Genomic DNA, 16,676 nt, shown 5'->3' on the forward strand with positions numbered 1-16,676 from the left:
GGTCCGCCAGGCAAGGGACGCGAGGCCGCGCATGCGCATGCGCGGCCTCGCTCGTATGTTTCGGCATGGCGTTTGCTGCCCGACGCTTTGCCGCAGTCGCGGCCAAGGCCGGCCGGAAACGACTGCCATACGGTACATGACGACAAGGAGGCGGAATGACGATGTCGGTGGGCAAGCGCGTAATCGTCGGCGTGGTCGCCGTCATCATCGTGCTCGCGGTCGTGGCGCTTGGCGGTTTGTACTATGTTCAACGCGAAGTCAAAGCGCGCGTCACCGATGCGCTCGGGCCGCTCGGCAGCGCCGAGCGTATCGACGTCGGCTTCACGTCGATCAGGCTTACCAACGTGCGGCTGATCGCGCCAAAAGACTGGCCGACGCCCGATACCTTGCGTGCCGCGCGGATCACGCTGGTACCGGATCTGCGTGACGCGTTCATGCGGCGGCCCTTGCACATCCGCGAAGTGGTGGTCAGCGATTTCACGCTGGCGGCAATTCGCAAGCCGGGCGGTACGGTCGAGTTACTGCCGAATCTGCGGCAAACCATTGGCAGCACGCAGCCCGCGGCGAGCACACCCGCCGCGAGCACACCCGCCGCGCGCCAGGCACTGCCCGCGGAAAAGCTGATCGATCAGGTCCGCTTCGAGCGCGGCACATTCGATTTCTACGATCAAATGGTCAGCCAGCCGCCATACAAGGTCAGCGTGACCGACGCAAATGCGACCGTCGATCACATTCATCTGCCGGAACTCGACGAACCGACGTCGGTGACGGTCACGGGCTCGATCAAGGGCCCCGAACATACCGGCAAGGTCGGACTCAACGGCTGGATCAGAATCGCGAACAAGGACTCGCAGCTGACGACGACGCTGCGCGGCGTCGATATCGTGATGCTCGACCCGTATATGCTCAAGAAGGCCGGCGCCAAAGCACGCGTGACGGGCGGCACGCTCGACCTGAGCGTCGAATCGACGGTGCGCGACTATCGGATCCACGCGCCCGGCATGCTGACGTTGCACCATCTGCGGCTTCAGGAATCGGACAACCCGCTCGACACGTTTCTGTCGATCCCGACGCGCGCGGCCGTCGCCGCACTGAAGAGCCATGGCGACGAGATCACGCTGCATTTCGTGCTCGACGGCAATCTGCGCGACCCGAAATTCAAGCTCAACGAAAGCCTGATGACCGAGCTGCGCGCGAACTTCGCGAAGGCGCTCGGCGTGAGCGCGGAGGGAGTCGCGAAGGGCGCCGGTGAAACGGTGAAGGGACTTGGCAACGCGTTGAAGAATCTGCTTGGGCAGTAAGCGCGCGGCTGGATGAGCGAAGCGCATGAGCAAAGCGCACCAGCGTGCGCACGAGCCATGCGCGGCGCGTGCCGGCGACGCGTGCCGTCGCTGATCGCGCGGCGTGCCGGCCGCTGCACGCCGAACGCTGTTTAAACCGGCAAACCCAGTTCGCGCAGCTTCGCTTCGGTCTGTGCCGCGCTCGTATGGTGCACGCCATGCCAGCCGAGCGCACTCGCCGCTTCGGCATTCTTGAGGTTGTCGTCGATAAAGACGAGTTCGTGCGGCGCCACGCCCGGCACATGCGCTTCGATGCGCTCGCGCATCATGCCGAAGATCGCCGGGTCCGGCTTCACGAGCTTCACGCGCCCCGACACGATGATGTCGCGAAAGCGCCGCAGCACCGGATAGTTCTCCCACGCGTACGGGAACGTCTCGGCGGACCAGTTCGTCAGGCCGAAGATCGGCACGCCGGCTGCATCGAGCTTATCGACCGTTGCGACGCCGTCGTGCAGTACGCCCGCGACCATCTCGTGCCAGCGCTCGTAAAACGCGCGAATCAGCGGCTCATGATCGGGAAACTGCTCGATCAGTTCGGCCGTGCCCTCGGCAATCGGCTGGCCGCCGTCCTGCCGAATGACCCACTCCATCGTGCACACGTTCGCGAGAAACCACTGACGCTCGGTTTCGTCCGGAATCAGCGTGCGGTACAGATACTGCGGACTCCAGTCGATCAGCACGCCGCCGAAATCGAACACGACTGCCTTGATGGCCATGCAAACTCCGTTGTTGGTCGCAGAATTGAGTGAGAGCCCGGCGGCGTGGAGTTGGCGGATCGCGACGATCAGATCGCCTTCGTCCGCGTCTCGAGCCACGCCTTCGCATCGCCCGACACATGCGGCGCGATTCGCGCGCGCACCGTCTCGTGATACGCGTTGAGCCACGCGCGCTCGTCGTCGCGCAACAGCGGCAGCGCGATGCAACGCGTGTCGATCGGGCACAGCGTCAGCGTTTCGAACTCGAGGAAATCGCCGAACTCGGTCTTGCCGGCCGCGCGATTGAGCACGAGGTTTTCGATGCGGATGCCCCATTTGCCCGGCCGGTAGATGCCCGGCTCGATCGACGTGATCATCCCCTCTTCCATGGCGGTCCACGCTTCGGCCGGCGCGTAATGCGAGATGACCTGCGGTCCTTCGTGCACATTGAGGAAATAGCCGACGCCGTGGCCTGTGCCGTGACCGTAGTCGGCGCCGGCTTCCCAGATCGGTGCGCGCGCGATCGCGTCGAGCATCGGCGAGCGGATGCCGCGCGGAAAGCGCGCGCGCGACAGCGCGATCGTGCCTTTGAGCACCGTCGTGAAGTCGCGCCGGTGCGCATCGTCGATCGTACCGATCGGCACGACGCGTGTGATGTCGGTGGTGCCGCTCAGGTACTGGCCGCCCGAATCGATCAGCAGCAGCCCGTTGCCTTCGATCGTCGCATGCGACTCCGGCAGCGCGCGGTAGTGCGGCATCGCGCCGTTCGCGTTGAATGCGGCGATCGTCGAAAAGCTCAACGTGACGAAGCCGGGACGGCGCGCGCGAGCCGCCGTCAGCCGTTCGTCGACGGTCAGTTCGGTGATCGTCTCGCGGCCGAGCGCGCCTTCGAACCATGCGAAGAATTCGGCGAGCGCCGCGCCGTCCTGTTCCATCGTCGCGCGCACGTGCGCGGCCTCGGCCTCGGTCTTGCGGGACTTGAACAGGGTGGTCGGATTGATCGCCTCGACCACCTTCACGTGCGACAGCACCGGCTGCAGCATGCCGAATGTCACGCGCCGCGGGTCCACCAGCAGCGTCGCGCCGGCGGGCAGCGCCGCGAGCGCACCGGCAGCCTGCGCGTACGGCTCGACGCGAACGCCATCGCGCGCAAGCGCGTCGGCGAGCGGCGCCGGCACCTTGCCCTCGACCACGAACAGCGTCGCACGATCGAGCCCGATCAGCGCATGCGCGACGAACACCGGGTTGTAGTTCACGTCGGCGCCGCGCAGATTCAGGAGCCACGCGAGATCGTCGAGCGTCGAAATGAAATGCCACTGCGCGCCTTGCTCCTGCATGGCGCGGCGCACCCGCGCGAGCTTGTCCGCGCGCGCGACGCTCGCTTGCGGCGGCGCATGTTCGTAGACCGCATCGGCCGGCAGCGGCGGGCGTTGCGGCCAGATCGCATCGAGCAGATCGACGTCGGTGCGCAGCTTGACGCCGCGTGCCGCGAGCGCGTCGCCAAGCGCACGCGCCGCCGCGACCCCAAGCACCGCGCCGTCGACGCCGACCGTGCCGCCCGCCGCCACATTCTGCGCGAGCCATTCGATATGCGGCTGCGTCAACTGGCCGCCCATCATTTTCATGAGCGCAATGCCGGTGCCGGCCAGTTGCGTTTCGGCCTGCACCCAATAGCGGCTGTCGACCCACAGGCCCGCGAAGCCCGGCGTCACCACGAGCGTGCCGACCGAACCGGTGAAGCCCGATAGCCACTCGCGCCCTTTCCAGCGGCCCGGCAAATACTCGGACAGGTGCGGATCGGCCGACGGCACGAGATAAGCGGCAAGGCCCGCGTGCGTCATCGCGCCGCGCAGTTGCGCGATTCGTTCGGGAATCGATGCGGTTTCAGGGAGTCGGACGTTCATCGTGTTCACCAAAAGATATTGAGCGGCATCTCAGCGCCGCCGTGACAGCAGGCCGACCGCGGCGGCGACCGCGACGAGCGCGACCGCCGTGCAGACCGGCCATTCGAGCGTATCGCCATCGTGAAACAGCGTCGTGACGTTGCCGGCCATGCGCGCCAGGGCCGCGCCGAGCACGCCCGCGAGCACTGCCACCCATAGCCGCGCGCCGCTTCTGCGCCGCAGCGGATGCAGCCACCAGCCCGCCAGCCCGACCGCGATGCCGACGACGACGACGCCGGACCACCCCATCAGCGACGCCCCTCGGGCCGCGACGGAATTGTCCGAAGTTTCGGATTTGTCCCATTTGCCGGCACGCCGACGATAGTTAGCATTTTTTCTCTCATTAACCAGAAGGTCAGCACGGCGCTTATCTGCGCCGCTGTTCATCGGCGGTTCGCCAGCAGTCGCGCGGCGATGGGTAGCGGTTGAGTTTAGGGGCGGGAATAACGTTAGGCAAGCCACCACGCCTACGCGCTCGCCCCCTCGCTCACAAGCTTAAGGCGCCGGTCTGCAACGCGTCCCCATGCGAATCGCCCTCATCGAGCCGGACCTTCGCCACGCGGCACTCGTCACCCGCCTGCTGCTCGCCGCAGGCCACGCGTGCCAGCACTTCAGCGCGAGCGAGCCGTTCCTCTGCAGCGCCCGGCAGCTTTTCTTCGATCTTCTCGTCACCGAAGTCTGGGCCGGCGACCGCTGCGCCGAAGACGTCATCGCGCTCGCGCGCGAGGTGCTGCCGGGCCTGCCCATCATCGTCACGATGAAAGCGCCGCGCGAAAGCGAACTCGTCGCGGCGCTGCACGCGGGCGCCGACGACTGCGTCGCGAAGCCGGTGCGTGGCCCCGAAATGCTCGCCCGCGTCGATGCGCTGATTCGCCGCGCGGGCTTTCGCCGGCCGCGCAACCGCGCGCGCGAGACGTTCGGCGAATATGCGTTCGACGGCGGACGCTCGCTCGTCGTCTGTCGGGGTCAGGTCATTCCGATGACACCGAAGGAACTGCGCTTCGCGCTTCTGCTGTTTTCCAATATGTCGCGGCCCGTTTCGCGCGCCCAGATACTTGAAACGGTCTGGGGCCGCCGCGACATCAAGTCGCGCACGCTCGACACGCATGCCTCGCGCATCCGCGCGAAGCTCGAATTGCGGCCCGAGCGCGGCTACGCGTTGACGCCGTTGTACGGCTACGGCTACCGGCTCGACCCGGTCTCCGCCGCAGACGGCAACGGCGACGGGGACGGGGACGAGCCGCCCCGGACTGAAACAATCGTGGAAACGCTATAATATGGGGCTAAACCATAGCCCCAGTTGCCGGGCTGTCCCCATTTATGCAGCTTTTAACGATCGGAATCAATCACCACACTGCGCCAGTCGCCCTGCGCGAACGCGTGGCGTTTCCGCTCGAACAGATCAAGCCTGCGCTCGACGCGTTCAAGGCGCTGTGGCTCGGCCGCGCGGCGCCCAACGCGCCTGAAGCCGCGATCCTCTCCACCTGCAACCGCACCGAACTCTACTGCGCCACCGACGACCACGCGGCCCGCGAAGCCGCGATCCGATGGCTGTCGATGTACCACAACCTCCCGGTCGACGAACTCGCACCGCATGTCTACGCGCTGCCGCAGTCGGAAGCCGTGCGCCACGCGTTTCGCGTCGCATCGGGGCTCGATTCGATGGTGCTCGGTGAAACCCAGATCGTCGGTCAGATGAAGGACGCGGTGCGCACGGCATCCGAGGCCGGCGCGCTCGGCACGTATCTGAACCAGCTGTTCCAGCGCACGTTCGCCGTGGCGAAGGAAGTGCGCAGCACGACCGAAATCGGTGCGCAGTCGGTATCGATGGCCGCTGCGGCCGTGCGGCTCGCGCAGCGCATTTTCGACAAGGTATCGAACCAGCGCGTGCTTTTTATCGGCGCCGGCGAAATGATCGAGCTGTGCGCGACGCACTTCGCCGCGCAACAGCCGCGTGAACTCGTGATCGCGAACCGTACCGCCGAGCGCGGCGAGCGCCTCGCCGAACGTTTCAACGGCCGCGCGATTCAGCTTGCCGAGCTGCCCACGCGCATGCACGAATTCGACATCATCGTGTCGTGCACGGCGTCGACGCTGCCTATCATCGGCCTGGGCGCAGTCGAGCGCGCGGTCAAGGCGCGCCGTCACCGCCCGATTTTCATGGTCGATCTCGCTGTGCCGCGCGACATCGAGCCGGAAGTCGGCTTGCTCGAAGACGTGTTCCTGTACACCGTCGACGATCTCGGCGCGATCGTCCGCGAAGGCAATGCGTCGCGTCAGGCGGCCGTCGCGCAGGCCGAGGCGATCATCGAAACGCGCGTGCAGAACTTCATGCAGTGGCTCGACGCGCGCAGCATCGTGCCGGTCATTCGCCATATGCATACGCAAGCGGACGCGCTGCGCCGCGCCGAAGTCGATAAAGCGCTCAAGATGCTCGCGCGCGGCGACGATCCGGCCGTCGTGCTCGAAGCGCTGTCGCAATCCATCACGAACAAGTTGATCCACGGTCCGACGCATGCGTTGAACCGCGCGAACAGCGACAACCGCGCCACCCTCATTGAACTGATGAGCGGCTTCTACAAACACAATCACACGCCCGAGCGTTAGCTGCGCTAACGCACATCGAGCGTCGGCGCTCCGGGCAGCCAGCAGCAACTGGCGCTTTCCGGAACGTGCGCGGCGCCCCGGCCCGCGGCCGTAGTGCCTGTTTGCAGTTCCGTGGTACAGGCCGCCCGCTTCCCGAATTCTGGCTATCGCTTCCGGAGCCCCGCTCCGGAGCGCAACGAAAATCCGATGAAAACGAGCATGCAAAGCAAGCTCGACCAGCTCACGACACGGCTGGCCGAACTGAATGACCTGTTGAGCCGCGCGGACGTCACCGCGAATCTCGATCAATACCGCAAGCTCACGCGCGAGCATGCGGAGCTCGGACCCGTAGTCGAGCATTACGCGCTGTGGCGCCGGGCCGTCAACGATGCGGCGACCGCGCAGGAACTGATGTCGGATCCGTCGATGAAGGAATTCGCCGAAGAAGAAAACCGCGCGGCGCGCGAGCGGATGGAGCAGCTCGAGGCGGAATTGCAGCGCATGCTGCTGCCGAAAGACCCGAACGACGAGCGCAATATCTTCCTCGAAATCCGCGCGGGCACGGGCGGCGACGAGTCGGCGCTGTTCGCGGGCGATTTGCTGCGCATGTATCTGCGCTATGCGGAGCGTAATCGCTGGCAGGTCGAAATGATGTCGGCAAGCGAATCGGACCTCGGCGGCTATAAGGAAGTGATCGTGCGCATTGCGGGCGAGGCGGCTTACTCGAAGCTCAAGTTCGAATCGGGCGGACATCGCGTGCAGCGCGTGCCGGCCACCGAAACGCAAGGCCGCATCCATACGTCCGCGTGCACGGTCGCGGTCATGCCGGAAGCCGATGAAATCGGCGAAGTCGAGATCAATCCGTCCGATCTGCGCATCGATACGTTCCGCGCGTCGGGTGCCGGCGGCCAGCACATCAACAAAACGGACTCGGCCGTGCGCGTCACGCACTTGCCGACGGGTATCGTCGTCGAGTGCCAGGACGATCGCTCGCAGCACAAGAACAAGGACCGCGCGCTCAAAGTGCTCGCGGCGCGCATCAAGGACAAGCAATACCACGAGCAGCACGCGAAGGAAGCGGCCACGCGCAAGAGCCTGATCGGTTCGGGCGACCGCTCGGAGCGCATCCGCACCTACAACTTCCCGCAAGGGCGGCTCACCGATCACCGCATCAACCTGACGCTGTATCGGCTCGAAGCGATCATGGAGGGCGATCTCGACGAGCTGATCGCCGCGCTCGTCAGCGAGCATCAGGCCGAGTTGCTCGCGTCGCTCGGGGACGCGGAATAAGCGGCGGAACGACCGGCGAGACGAGCAGAAAAATGAGCGACGAAAGGTCCGGCAGAGTATCCGGCGAATCGGAACCGGCCACGGTTGCCGCGCTGCTTCGCGCGTCGTCGCTGCCGGCGCTCGAGGCGCGCATTCTGCTCGGGCATGCTCTGGGCTGGCGGCGGACCGAACTGATCACGCGCGCCGAAGAACCGCTCGATGCTGCGCAGGTCGCGCTCTGGTATCGGCTCGAAGCGCGGCGCGTCGCGGGCGAGCCGGTCGCGCAACTGGTCGGCGCGCGCGAGTTCTACGGACTCGAATTCGAAGTCACGCCGCATGTGCTGATTCCGCGGCCGGAGACCGAACTGCTGGTCGAAACCGCGCTCCACGTCATCGCCAACCGCACACGCCCGCGTGTGCTCGATCTCGGCACGGGAACCGGCGCGATTGCGGTCGCGATCGCGTCCGCGCGGCCCGATGCGCAGGTGTGGGCGGTCGACCGGTCGATTGATGCGTTGCAGGTCGCCGCGCGCAATGCGGCACGTCTGCTCGATGCACAACGCCCCGGCGGCGCGCTGACCTTGCTGCATGGCGACTGGTACGCACCGCTCGACGCCCTGCGCGAAGGGCCACCCGGCGGCTCGCCTGACGCCCCGCCGCTGCGCTTCGATGCGATCGTCAGCAATCCGCCGTATATCGCCGGCGACGATCCGCATCTCGCGCAAGGCGATCTGCGCTTCGAGCCGCGCGGCGCGCTGACGGACGAAGCCGATGGCTTATCCGCGATACGTTCGATCGTGACGGAGGCGCCCGCATGGCTCGCCGCGCGCGGCGCGCTGTGGATCGAGCATGGCTACGATCAGGCCGCGGCCGTGCGCGCGCTGCTTGCCGCGCATGGGTTCCACGACGTGCGCTCCGTATGCGATCTGGCCGGCATCGAACGCATCAGCGGCGGCGAGCGGCCGCCGTCGGCACCGTCGGCTCGTCCTGACGAAATCCGCTATCATTTGTAGTCAACCCCACTCATTTCCCGAATCGCAAGGTCAGTCATGGATACGCAACAACGCATCAAGCAGATCGTCGACGAAAACGCCGTCGTGCTCTTCATGAAGGGCAACGCGCAGTTTCCGATGTGCGGCTTCTCGGGCCGCGCGGTGCAGATCCTGAAGGCATGCGGCGTCGACGAGTTCAAGACCGTCAACGTGCTCGAAGACGACGAGGTCCGCCAGGGCATCAAGGCATTCTCGAACTGGCCGACCATCCCGCAGCTCTACGTGAAGGGCGAATTCGTCGGCGGCTCGGACATCATGATGGAGATGTACCAGTCGGGCGAACTCCAGCAGTTGTTTACCGCGGCTTAACGAAACGCATCAGCGGAACAAGGGCCCGCGACGCCTGCGGGCCGCCTTGGGCGTCGGCCGCATGGCCACCTGCACGGGTACCCCGCCGCGGCCGCCCAATAGCTGCCTGATAGCCTGCCGGTTGCGAGGCACTTCATGGACACACGCATTGCCGTACCACGCCGCGTGATCGTTGCAATCACCGGCGCATCAGGCGCGATTTACGGCATCCGGCTGCTGCACGCGCTGCGCCGGATTGGCGGTGTCGAAAGCCATCTGCTCGTGTCCAGCGCCGGATGGCTCAATATTCATCACGAACTTCAATTGACGAAAGAAGACGTGCACCGGCTCGCGGACGTCGTCCATTCGGTGCGCGATATCGGCGCAAGCGTCGCATCGGGTTCGTTCACGACGCACGGCATGATCGTCGCACCGTGCTCGATGAAGACACTCGCGAGCATCGCGCACGGCCTCTGCGACAACCTCATTTGCCGCGCCGCCGACGTCACCTTGAAAGAACGCCGCCGCCTCGTGCTGATGGTGCGCGAAACGCCGCTGAACCTTGTGCATCTGCGCAATATGACGGCCGTCACCGAGATGGGCGGCATCGTGTTTCCGCCCGTGCCGGCGTTTTACAGCAAGCCCGCTTCGCTTGATGAGATGGTCGACCACACGGTGGCGCGCGTCGTCGATCTGCTTTCGCTCGGGCCGTCGCTCGCGCCGGCGTGGGAAGGGTTGGGCGCAAACGAATAGATTCAGATTCCGGCGCCCTTGAACCAACAACCGAACTAACTTCAGTCGGCGGCAATTCACAACGCTGACGACGCAATTAATTCCGCTTTAGCCCGTTTATCAAACGCCGGTGCATCTATAGAGTCGATGCATCGAAACCCACTCCCGTCGCGCCAATCCGCGACCGATGCCGCCATGACCCGCCTGCCGACGCTATTCCTTTCCCACGGCGCGCCGACGCTGCCGATCGACCCGTCGCTGCCGTCCGCCGAATTTGCCTCGCTGTCGGCCACATTGCCGCGCCCGAAAGCGATTCTGATGCTGTCCGCGCACTGGATGACTGCGAAGCCGGTCGCGAGCACCGCCAGCAAGCCGGAGACGATCCACGACTTCCACGGCTTCCCGCGCCAGCTCTACGACATCCGGTATCCGGCGCCCGGCGCGCCCGATGTCGCGCGCCACGCGGCGGAACTGCTCGACGCCGCCGGTATTGCCACGTCGAGCGAACCGCACGGGCTCGACCATGGCGCGTGGGTGCCGATGCTGCTGATGTTCCCGTCCGCCGACATCCCGGTCGCACAATTGTCGATCCAGCCCCGCCTCGATCCCGGCCACCACTTCCGCGTCGGGCGCGCATTGCGCGCGCTGCGCGACGATGGCGTGATGGTGATCGGCTCCGGACAGATCACGCACAACCTGCGCGAAGCGGACTTTTCGGCTCGCGCGGAAGACGCCGACCCGCGCGTAACGGAGTTCACCGACTGGTTCGAAGCGCGTCTCGCCGCACGCGATATCGACGCGCTGCTCGACTATCGACGCCACGCGCCGCACGCGGTATCGATGCACCCGACCGACGAACACCTGCTGCCGGTATTCGCCGCGCTAGGCGCCGCCGCCGACGATTATCAGATGCAGATCCAGCCGCTCGGCACCTATCAGCGCGTGCTCGCGATGACGAACTACGTGTTCACCGATGCCTGAGGTTTGCTAACGGCTTCGGAGGTTTGCAGAAGTCGCGCGGTGCCGCTCTCGCCGTGAAACTGGCTTCCAAGATCGCCAGACAAAAAGCCCGTCCGAGATGCGAAGCATCGTCGAACGGGCTTTTCACGTTGCCCGCGCAAGCCTCGCGCCGGCAGTCGATTTCGAGCGCCTGGCAACCCCACCCTATGCGCCGACCCCCTCGAGAATCTCATCATGCGATTCGCGCTCGGCCAGATATTCGGTGCGGTAACCGGTATGCACACCCCAGTAATAAAACACCAGCGCGCAGACAATCACGACGACCATGTCCCACCCGTATGGCAGCACGTCGAGACCGCCGAACTGCTTGCTGCCGATCAGCGACAGCACCGCCATCGTCGGCAGGTAGGCCACGAGCCACCACGCAGCCTTCAGATCGCGGCCCCAGCCTGCAAAGCCGGCCTTCGCCTGATAGTAGAAGTACACAGGCAGCGCGACGATCATCAGCAGGATGATTTCGCCGGTCAGCGGCCATTTCGCCCAATACAGGATCAGCGACGCGCAGACAAATGCGAACGGTGCGATCACCTTCATGCCGGCGATCTGCAGCGGACGCTCGAGGTCAGTTGCGGTACGGCGCAGCGCCATCAGACTGATCGGGCCCGTCAGATACGAGATGACCGTCGCGACCGAAATCACCGCCGCGAGCGAACTCCAGCCGCGGAAGAAGAACAGGAAGATAAACGACACGAGCAGGTTGAACCACATGGCCATACGCGGCACGCCGTAGAGCGGATGCACGACGCCGAACATCTTCGGCAGCGTGTTATTGCGCTCCATTGCGTAGATCATTCGCGTGGTGGTGGCCATATACGTCGTGCCGGTGCCGCTCGGGCTCACGAACGCGTCGACATAGAGAAGAATGGCGAGCCAGTTCAGGTTCAGCGCGATCGCCAGTTCCGCGAACGGCGACGCAAACGTGAAGTGACTCCAGCCCTTCATCACATCGGCCGGATTGACCGCGCCGATGTAGGCGATCTGCAGCAACACGTAGATCACGAGCGCAAGCAGGATCGAACCGATCACCGCGAACGGCACGCTCTTCGCGGGATTGCGCGCTTCGCCCGCGAGATTGACGGGGCTCTGGAACCCGTTGAATGCGAAGACGATGCCGCTCGTCGCCACGGCGGTGAGCACCGCCGACCAGCCGTACGGCGCAAACGTGCCCGCCTCGCCGAAGTTCTCGCGATGAAAACCGGTCAGCAGGAGACCGAGAATCGTCGCGCCAGGGATGATGAACTTGAAGACGGTGATCGCAGAGTTCGCGTGCGCGAACAGCTTCACGCCCCAGTAGTTCAACAGGAAATAGACGATCACGAGCGCGGCGGACAGCAATAACCCGTTTGTCGTCAGCGATCCGTCGACGAAGAGCGCATGCGCCCAAGGGTAAGGCCACGTGCTCATGTACTGGATCGACGCCTCGGCCTCGATCGGGATCACCGACACAATCGCGATCCAGTTCGCCCACGCGCTGATGAATCCGACGAGTGCGCCGTGTGAATAGCGCGCGTAGCGCACCATACCGCCCGACTCGGGCAACATGGCGCCGAGTTCCGCATAGGTGAGCGCGATCGCGAGTATCACCACCGCGCCGATCACCCATGCACAAATCGCTGCCGGCCCTGCAATTTTTGCCGCCTTCCAGGCGCCGAACAGCCACCCGGACCCGATGATCGAACCGAGGCCGGTCAGCAGCAGCGCGATCGGGCCGATCTTCCGTTGAATAGAACTTGTCACGTCTTCTCCTGATCTTTGAGACCGTATCGAAGGACCGCGCCGACCACAGATTGAGCACCGGCCGCCGCCCACGTTACGCACGCTTCGGGCCACCCGGCCAGGACAACGTCAAGGACAACGTCAAGGACAACTGCGCAGACAACTGTCAATGACGCGATGCGATGGGTGCAACCGTCAACGAGGCGCGTAGTGTAACGGTTGCACCTGCCGTTGAATACGAAAAATCGGTTCGTTCATACAAAAAACTCGCGCGATTTGCAAGCTTTGTAAATACAGTTTCTGGCATAAAGCGTTAATGCCTGTGAAGAAGACGGGGACACTATTGACCTTCTCTCGAAATGACCGTATAAAGATCGGGCAGGATTTCAAGTGGCGAGTGAATTGGTCTTTTGGTTGGTTCGCCCATCAGCGGTACTCCGGCTGGTCCTATTACCCCTTCCTTGATTTTCGTGCACCCCCTACAGGCTTCGGCCTTATTTACCTCTTTTAGGAAAAAGTAATATGGAAACCGGTACCGTCAAGTGGTTCAATGACGCTAAGGGCTTTGGCTTTATCACCCCGGACGGCGGCGGCGAAGATCTGTTCGCGCATTTCTCTGAAATCCGCATCGAAGGCTTCAAGACGCTCCAGGAAAACCAGAAGGTCACGTTTGAAGTGAAGACGGGCCCGAAGGGCAAGCAAGCCGCTAACATCAAGCCGGCCTAAGCTGTATGTCTTGGGGGAGACCCCAGGAATACCAAGAAAAACCCCGCATAAGCGGGGTTTTTTGCATTTGTCGGCAGCTATTGTCTGTCGTTTGGCGCGGGAGGAGTACCCGTTAGGCGGCTGCGCGGGCAGACAACGCCCGACGCGCGCGATTTCCGGTCAGCTGAACACGCGTTGCGCGTGGATGCCGAGACCCGTGGCCACACTGGCAAGCCGGTCGCCGAACACCGGTCGCGCCCCAGGGAACGCCGCGGAAAGCGCGCCGGAAAGAAACGCTAGCCCCGTCGAACCGCCGGTGAAATACAGCGCACCGACGTCGCGGTCGGCGACGCCCGCGACCTGCACCGTATCGCGCGCCGCCTGAACGATGCGTCGCGTTTCTTCCTTGCCCGCTTCGATCAGTTGCGCTTCGTCGAATGCCACGCGCAGGTCGTCTTCGACCATCTCCAGATCGATCAGCGTCTCGCCGCCCGCCGCGACACCGATCTTCGCCTCTTCCGCGCACGCGGCCAGCGCATGTCCGAGACGCCGCTCGACGACGCGCATCAGCCGGTCGTGATGACACGTCTCCGTGTACAGGTGCCTGATCAGCGCGAGTTCGCCGACACGCTTCGGCGCGTAGACGGTATTGATCAGATGCCACGTCGCGAGATCGAAGTAGATGCGGTTCGGCACCTCGCGGCCCTCGGGATCGAGGGCCCGGTAGCCGAGCTCCGTCAGGATCGTCGTCAGCTCGACGCGCCGGTCGAAATCGGTGCCTGCGACATGGACGCCGTGATGGGCGAGCACGTCGTCCTTGCGCTCGATGCGCGCCATCCGCTGCGGCCCGACGCGCACGAGCGAAAAGTCCGATGTGCCGCCGCCGATATCGGCCACCAGCACGAGCTGCTCTTCCGTCAGATGCGATTCGTAGTCGAACGCGGCCGCGATCGGCTCATACTGGAACTCGATGTCGCGAAAGCCGACCGCGCGTGCGGCGGCTTCGAGCTGTTGCTGCGCGAGACGGTCGGCGCGCGGATCGTCGTCGACGAAGAACACCGGGCGGCCGAGCACCGCGCGCTCGAGCGTGACGCCGGCGCCCGCTTCCGCATGCCGCTTCAGATGCGTGAGAAAGATCGCGATCACGTCCGTGTATTTGATCGCGCTGCCATCGCCGAGCTCGGTCGTGCTGTCGGCGAGCGCCGAGCCGAGAATGCTTTTCATCGAGCGCATCAGGCGGCCGTCGAAGCCATCGATGTACGCTTCGAGCGCGGCGCGCCCGTATTCGCGGGTGTTTTCGTCGGTATTGAAGAACACCGCGGTCGGCAGTGTCGTGTACGCGCCTTCGACCGGCGCGAGCCGCAGCGCGCCGTTGTCGGGCACCGCGACCGCCGAATTCGACGTACCGAAGTCAATCGCGCAAAAGGTCATGAGGACATCGCTGGCTGACGGCGCGGTGCGCCGCCCGCACCCGCGCGAACGAGAGAAGGGACGGGCTTTTTAGCACGAAAGGCAGACCTGCGGCAACCCGTGATGCGGATTCGCGTGCCCGTCGCGCGAACACGGCGTGTGTCGACGCAGGGTGCGGCACCGAACGGCCGGGTCACGGCAAGCCGTCGCGAGCAATCGCGAGCCGCGGAACGAAATTTGCGCAAACCCGTTCGCCGGACGCAGAAGGCTTCGCTTGCGCTGCGCTCGTTGACCGGCAGCGCGCGCAGTCTTCTTGCCAGACTATGTGCCAACGGGCGCACGCCGACAGCCCCCGCCCCCTAACGAAAAAGGAGCCTCGCCGCCATGTCCGAACCGCCCGCCGCAACGGCACGCGCAGAGTCGGCATCGTCTTCGATCATCGAGACGGACCTGCCTTCGCGGCTCGACCGTCTGCCGTGGGGCCGCTTTCACACGCTGGTCGTCTTCGCGCTCGGCGTCACGTGGCTGCTCGACGGACTCGAGGTGACACTGGCCGGCGCGGTGGCGAGCGCATTGAAATCGAGCCCGTCGCTGCATTTCAACAATGCGGAAATCGGCCTCGCGGGCAGCGCGTATATCGCCGGTGCCGTGCTCGGCGCACTCGGCTTCGGCTGGCTGACCGATCGTCTCGGGCGGCGCAAGCTGTTCTTTGTCACGCTCGGGCTGTATCTCGCCGCGACGGCGGCGACTGCGTTCTCGTGGAATCTCGCGACTTTCCTGCTGTTCCGCTTCCTGACCGGCGCGGGCATCGGCGGCGAGTACACGGCCATCAATTCGACGATCCAGGAGTTCACGCCCGCACGCGTGCGCGGCTGGACCGATCTTGCGATCAACGGCACGTTTTGGGTTGGCGCGGGACTCGGCGCCGCAGGCTCGCTCGTGCTGCTCGACCCCGGGCTCATGCCGCCCGACTGGGGGTGGCGCGCGTGCTTTCTGATCGGCGCGGTGCTCGCGCTCGCGATCCTGCCGATGCGCAGGTGGATTCCCGAGAGTCCGCGCTGGCTGCTCACGCACGGCGAAGCGCATGAAGCACGTACGGTGGTCGAGGAGATCGAAGCGCGCTTTCGCAACGAAGGGCACCAGCTGAAAGGCGCCGAAACGCTGAAGCGCCTGCGCTTGCGCGCGCGCGAACACACGACACTGCGCGAAGTGTTCGACACGCTATTCGTGCGGCATCGGCAGCGCGCGCTCGTCGGCCTGTCGCTGATGACGGCGCAGGCGTTCTGCTACAACGCGATCTTCTTCACCTATGCGCTCGTGCTGACCGACTTTTACGGCGTGCCCGGCGATCATATCGGCTGGTACCTGCTGCCTTTCGCACTCGGCAACTTTCTCGGACCGCTGCTGCTCGGGCGGCTCTTCGACGTGATCGGCCGGCGCAAGATGATCACGACGACCTATGCCCTGTCCGCCGTGCTGCTGACCGTGAGCGGCTACATGTTCGAGCAGCACTGGCTGACGGTCACGACGCAGACAATCTCATGGATGGTGATTTTCTTTTTCGCTTCGGCTGCGGCGAGCTCCGCATATCTGACCGTCAGCGAGTCGTTTCCGCTTGAAATCCGCGCGCTGGCGATCGCGGTGTTCTATGCGTTCGGCACCGCGCTAGGCGGTATCGTCGGGCCGGCGTTCTTTGGACGCCTGATCGATACTCATCAACGCGGCGAGGTGTTTTCCGGGTACCTCGTCGGTGCGACGCTCATGCTGGCCGCGGCGCTGATTGCGGCGGTATGGGGAGTCGACGCGGAGCGGCGTTCGCTTGAAAGCGTCGCGGCGCCGTTGTCCGCGGTTGAAGATGACTGACGCGGCCCGGACTCCGTCAGGCGAGTTGTGGGAGGCGATGTGCGTGGCGCGATCTGC

General features: G+C 64.8%; 15 protein-coding genes. 10 read left to right on the forward strand and 5 right to left on the reverse strand.

The window, feature by feature from the left end; genetic code table 11:
- Nucleotides 1-155 precede the first annotated feature (155 nt).
- Nucleotides 156-1,301, forward strand: coding sequence for a DUF748 domain-containing protein (locus BTO02_RS18555; protein WP_075158265.1), 1,146 nt, complete (start codon nucleotides 156-158; stop codon nucleotides 1,299-1,301).
- A gap of 131 nt (nucleotides 1,302-1,432) precedes the next feature.
- On the opposite strand, the gene BTO02_RS18560 is transcribed toward BTO02_RS18555, so the two are convergent.
- The 3 genes from BTO02_RS18560 to BTO02_RS18570 form a co-directional block, all read right to left on the reverse strand.
- Nucleotides 1,433-2,056, reverse strand: coding sequence for an HAD family hydrolase (locus tag BTO02_RS18560; RefSeq protein ID WP_075158998.1), 624 nt, complete (start codon nucleotides 2,054-2,056; stop codon nucleotides 1,433-1,435).
- Nucleotides 2,057-2,124: 68 nt separating this feature from the next.
- A complete protein-coding gene (locus BTO02_RS18565) occupies nucleotides 2,125-3,939 on the reverse strand; it encodes an aminopeptidase P family protein (RefSeq protein ID WP_075158999.1) in 1,815 nt (604 codons plus the stop codon).
- A 30-nt stretch (nucleotides 3,940-3,969) separates the two neighbouring features.
- On the reverse strand, nucleotides 3,970-4,227 hold the full coding sequence (locus BTO02_RS18570) for a hypothetical protein (protein WP_075158266.1): 258 nt from the start codon (nucleotides 4,225-4,227) through the stop codon (nucleotides 3,970-3,972).
- 274 nt (nucleotides 4,228-4,501) lie between these two features.
- On the opposite strand from BTO02_RS18570, the gene BTO02_RS18575 reads away from it, so the two are divergent.
- The 7 genes from BTO02_RS18575 to BTO02_RS18605 all read left to right on the forward strand — a co-directional run bounded on the left by BTO02_RS18575 (nucleotide 4,502) and on the right by BTO02_RS18605 (nucleotide 10,886).
- On the forward strand, nucleotides 4,502-5,254 hold the full coding sequence (locus tag BTO02_RS18575; RefSeq protein WP_075158267.1) for a response regulator transcription factor: 753 nt from the start codon (nucleotides 4,502-4,504) through the stop codon (nucleotides 5,252-5,254).
- A gap of 44 nt (nucleotides 5,255-5,298) precedes the next feature.
- A complete protein-coding gene (gene hemA / locus BTO02_RS18580) occupies nucleotides 5,299-6,585 on the forward strand; it encodes a glutamyl-tRNA reductase (RefSeq protein ID WP_075158268.1) in 1,287 nt (428 codons plus the stop codon).
- Nucleotides 6,586-6,771: 186 nt separating this feature from the next.
- Nucleotides 6,772-7,854 carry a peptide chain release factor 1 gene (prfA, locus tag BTO02_RS18585; RefSeq protein WP_075158269.1) on the forward strand — a complete coding sequence of 361 codons (1,083 nt, stop codon included), beginning with the start codon at nucleotides 6,772-6,774 and terminating at the stop codon, nucleotides 7,852-7,854.
- A 32-nt stretch (nucleotides 7,855-7,886) separates the two neighbouring features.
- On the forward strand, nucleotides 7,887-8,846 hold the full coding sequence (prmC, locus tag BTO02_RS18590; RefSeq protein ID WP_075158270.1) for a peptide chain release factor N(5)-glutamine methyltransferase: 960 nt from the start codon (nucleotides 7,887-7,889) through the stop codon (nucleotides 8,844-8,846).
- 36 nt (nucleotides 8,847-8,882) lie between these two features.
- Nucleotides 8,883-9,194 (forward strand): Grx4 family monothiol glutaredoxin, encoded by a 312-nt coding sequence (gene grxD, locus BTO02_RS18595; RefSeq protein WP_075158271.1) that lies wholly within the window; start codon nucleotides 8,883-8,885, stop codon nucleotides 9,192-9,194.
- A gap of 135 nt (nucleotides 9,195-9,329) precedes the next feature.
- A complete protein-coding gene (locus tag BTO02_RS18600) occupies nucleotides 9,330-9,926 on the forward strand; it encodes a UbiX family flavin prenyltransferase (protein ID WP_075158272.1) in 597 nt (198 codons plus the stop codon).
- Between the two features lie 174 nt (nucleotides 9,927-10,100).
- Nucleotides 10,101-10,886 carry a DODA-type extradiol aromatic ring-opening family dioxygenase gene (locus tag BTO02_RS18605; protein WP_075158273.1) on the forward strand — a complete coding sequence of 262 codons (786 nt, stop codon included), beginning with the start codon at nucleotides 10,101-10,103 and terminating at the stop codon, nucleotides 10,884-10,886.
- Between the two features lie 183 nt (nucleotides 10,887-11,069).
- Here the strand turns inward: BTO02_RS18605 and BTO02_RS18610 are convergent, their stop codons facing one another.
- Entirely contained in the window at nucleotides 11,070-12,662 is a 1,593-nt protein-coding gene (locus tag BTO02_RS18610; protein WP_075158274.1) for an APC family permease, read from the reverse strand.
- Between the two features lie 501 nt (nucleotides 12,663-13,163).
- Between BTO02_RS18610 and BTO02_RS18615 the strand changes: the two genes are divergently transcribed.
- Entirely contained in the window at nucleotides 13,164-13,367 is a 204-nt protein-coding gene (locus BTO02_RS18615) for a cold-shock protein (protein ID WP_075158275.1), read from the forward strand.
- Between the two features lie 159 nt (nucleotides 13,368-13,526).
- Here the strand turns inward: BTO02_RS18615 and BTO02_RS18620 are convergent, their stop codons facing one another.
- Nucleotides 13,527-14,777, reverse strand: coding sequence for an Hsp70 family protein (locus BTO02_RS18620; protein ID WP_075158276.1), 1,251 nt, complete (start codon nucleotides 14,775-14,777; stop codon nucleotides 13,527-13,529).
- A 363-nt stretch (nucleotides 14,778-15,140) separates the two neighbouring features.
- Between BTO02_RS18620 and BTO02_RS18625 the strand changes: the two genes are divergently transcribed.
- On the forward strand, nucleotides 15,141-16,619 hold the full coding sequence (locus tag BTO02_RS18625) for an MFS transporter (protein ID WP_075158277.1): 1,479 nt from the start codon (nucleotides 15,141-15,143) through the stop codon (nucleotides 16,617-16,619).
- Nucleotides 16,620-16,676 lie beyond the last annotated feature (57 nt).

This window comes from Paraburkholderia sp. SOS3 (assembly GCF_001922345.1).
Taxonomy (GTDB): Bacteria; Pseudomonadota; Gammaproteobacteria; order Burkholderiales; family Burkholderiaceae; genus Paraburkholderia.

Coding starts and splice junctions, on each gene's coding strand:
- BTO02_RS18555 (WP_075158265.1), top strand. CDS start 156: ATGACGATGTCGGTGGGCAAGCGCGTAATCGTCGGCGTGGTCGCCGTC.
- BTO02_RS18560 (WP_075158998.1), bottom strand. CDS start 2,056: ATGGCCATCAAGGCAGTCGTGTTCGATTTCGGCGGCGTGCTGATCGAC.
- BTO02_RS18565 (WP_075158999.1), bottom strand. CDS start 3,939: ATGAACGTCCGACTCCCTGAAACCGCATCGATTCCCGAACGAATCGCG.
- BTO02_RS18570 (WP_075158266.1), bottom strand. CDS start 4,227: ATGGGGTGGTCCGGCGTCGTCGTCGTCGGCATCGCGGTCGGGCTGGCG.
- BTO02_RS18575 (WP_075158267.1), top strand. CDS start 4,502: ATGCGAATCGCCCTCATCGAGCCGGACCTTCGCCACGCGGCACTCGTC.
- hemA (WP_075158268.1), top strand. CDS start 5,299: ATGCAGCTTTTAACGATCGGAATCAATCACCACACTGCGCCAGTCGCC.
- prfA (WP_075158269.1), top strand. CDS start 6,772: ATGAAAACGAGCATGCAAAGCAAGCTCGACCAGCTCACGACACGGCTG.
- prmC (WP_075158270.1), top strand. CDS start 7,887: ATGAGCGACGAAAGGTCCGGCAGAGTATCCGGCGAATCGGAACCGGCC.
- grxD (WP_075158271.1), top strand. CDS start 8,883: ATGGATACGCAACAACGCATCAAGCAGATCGTCGACGAAAACGCCGTC.
- BTO02_RS18600 (WP_075158272.1), top strand. CDS start 9,330: ATGGACACACGCATTGCCGTACCACGCCGCGTGATCGTTGCAATCACC.
- BTO02_RS18605 (WP_075158273.1), top strand. CDS start 10,101: ATGACCCGCCTGCCGACGCTATTCCTTTCCCACGGCGCGCCGACGCTG.
- BTO02_RS18615 (WP_075158275.1), top strand. CDS start 13,164: ATGGAAACCGGTACCGTCAAGTGGTTCAATGACGCTAAGGGCTTTGGC.
- BTO02_RS18620 (WP_075158276.1), bottom strand. CDS start 14,777: ATGACCTTTTGCGCGATTGACTTCGGTACGTCGAATTCGGCGGTCGCG.
- BTO02_RS18625 (WP_075158277.1), top strand. CDS start 15,141: ATGTCCGAACCGCCCGCCGCAACGGCACGCGCAGAGTCGGCATCGTCT.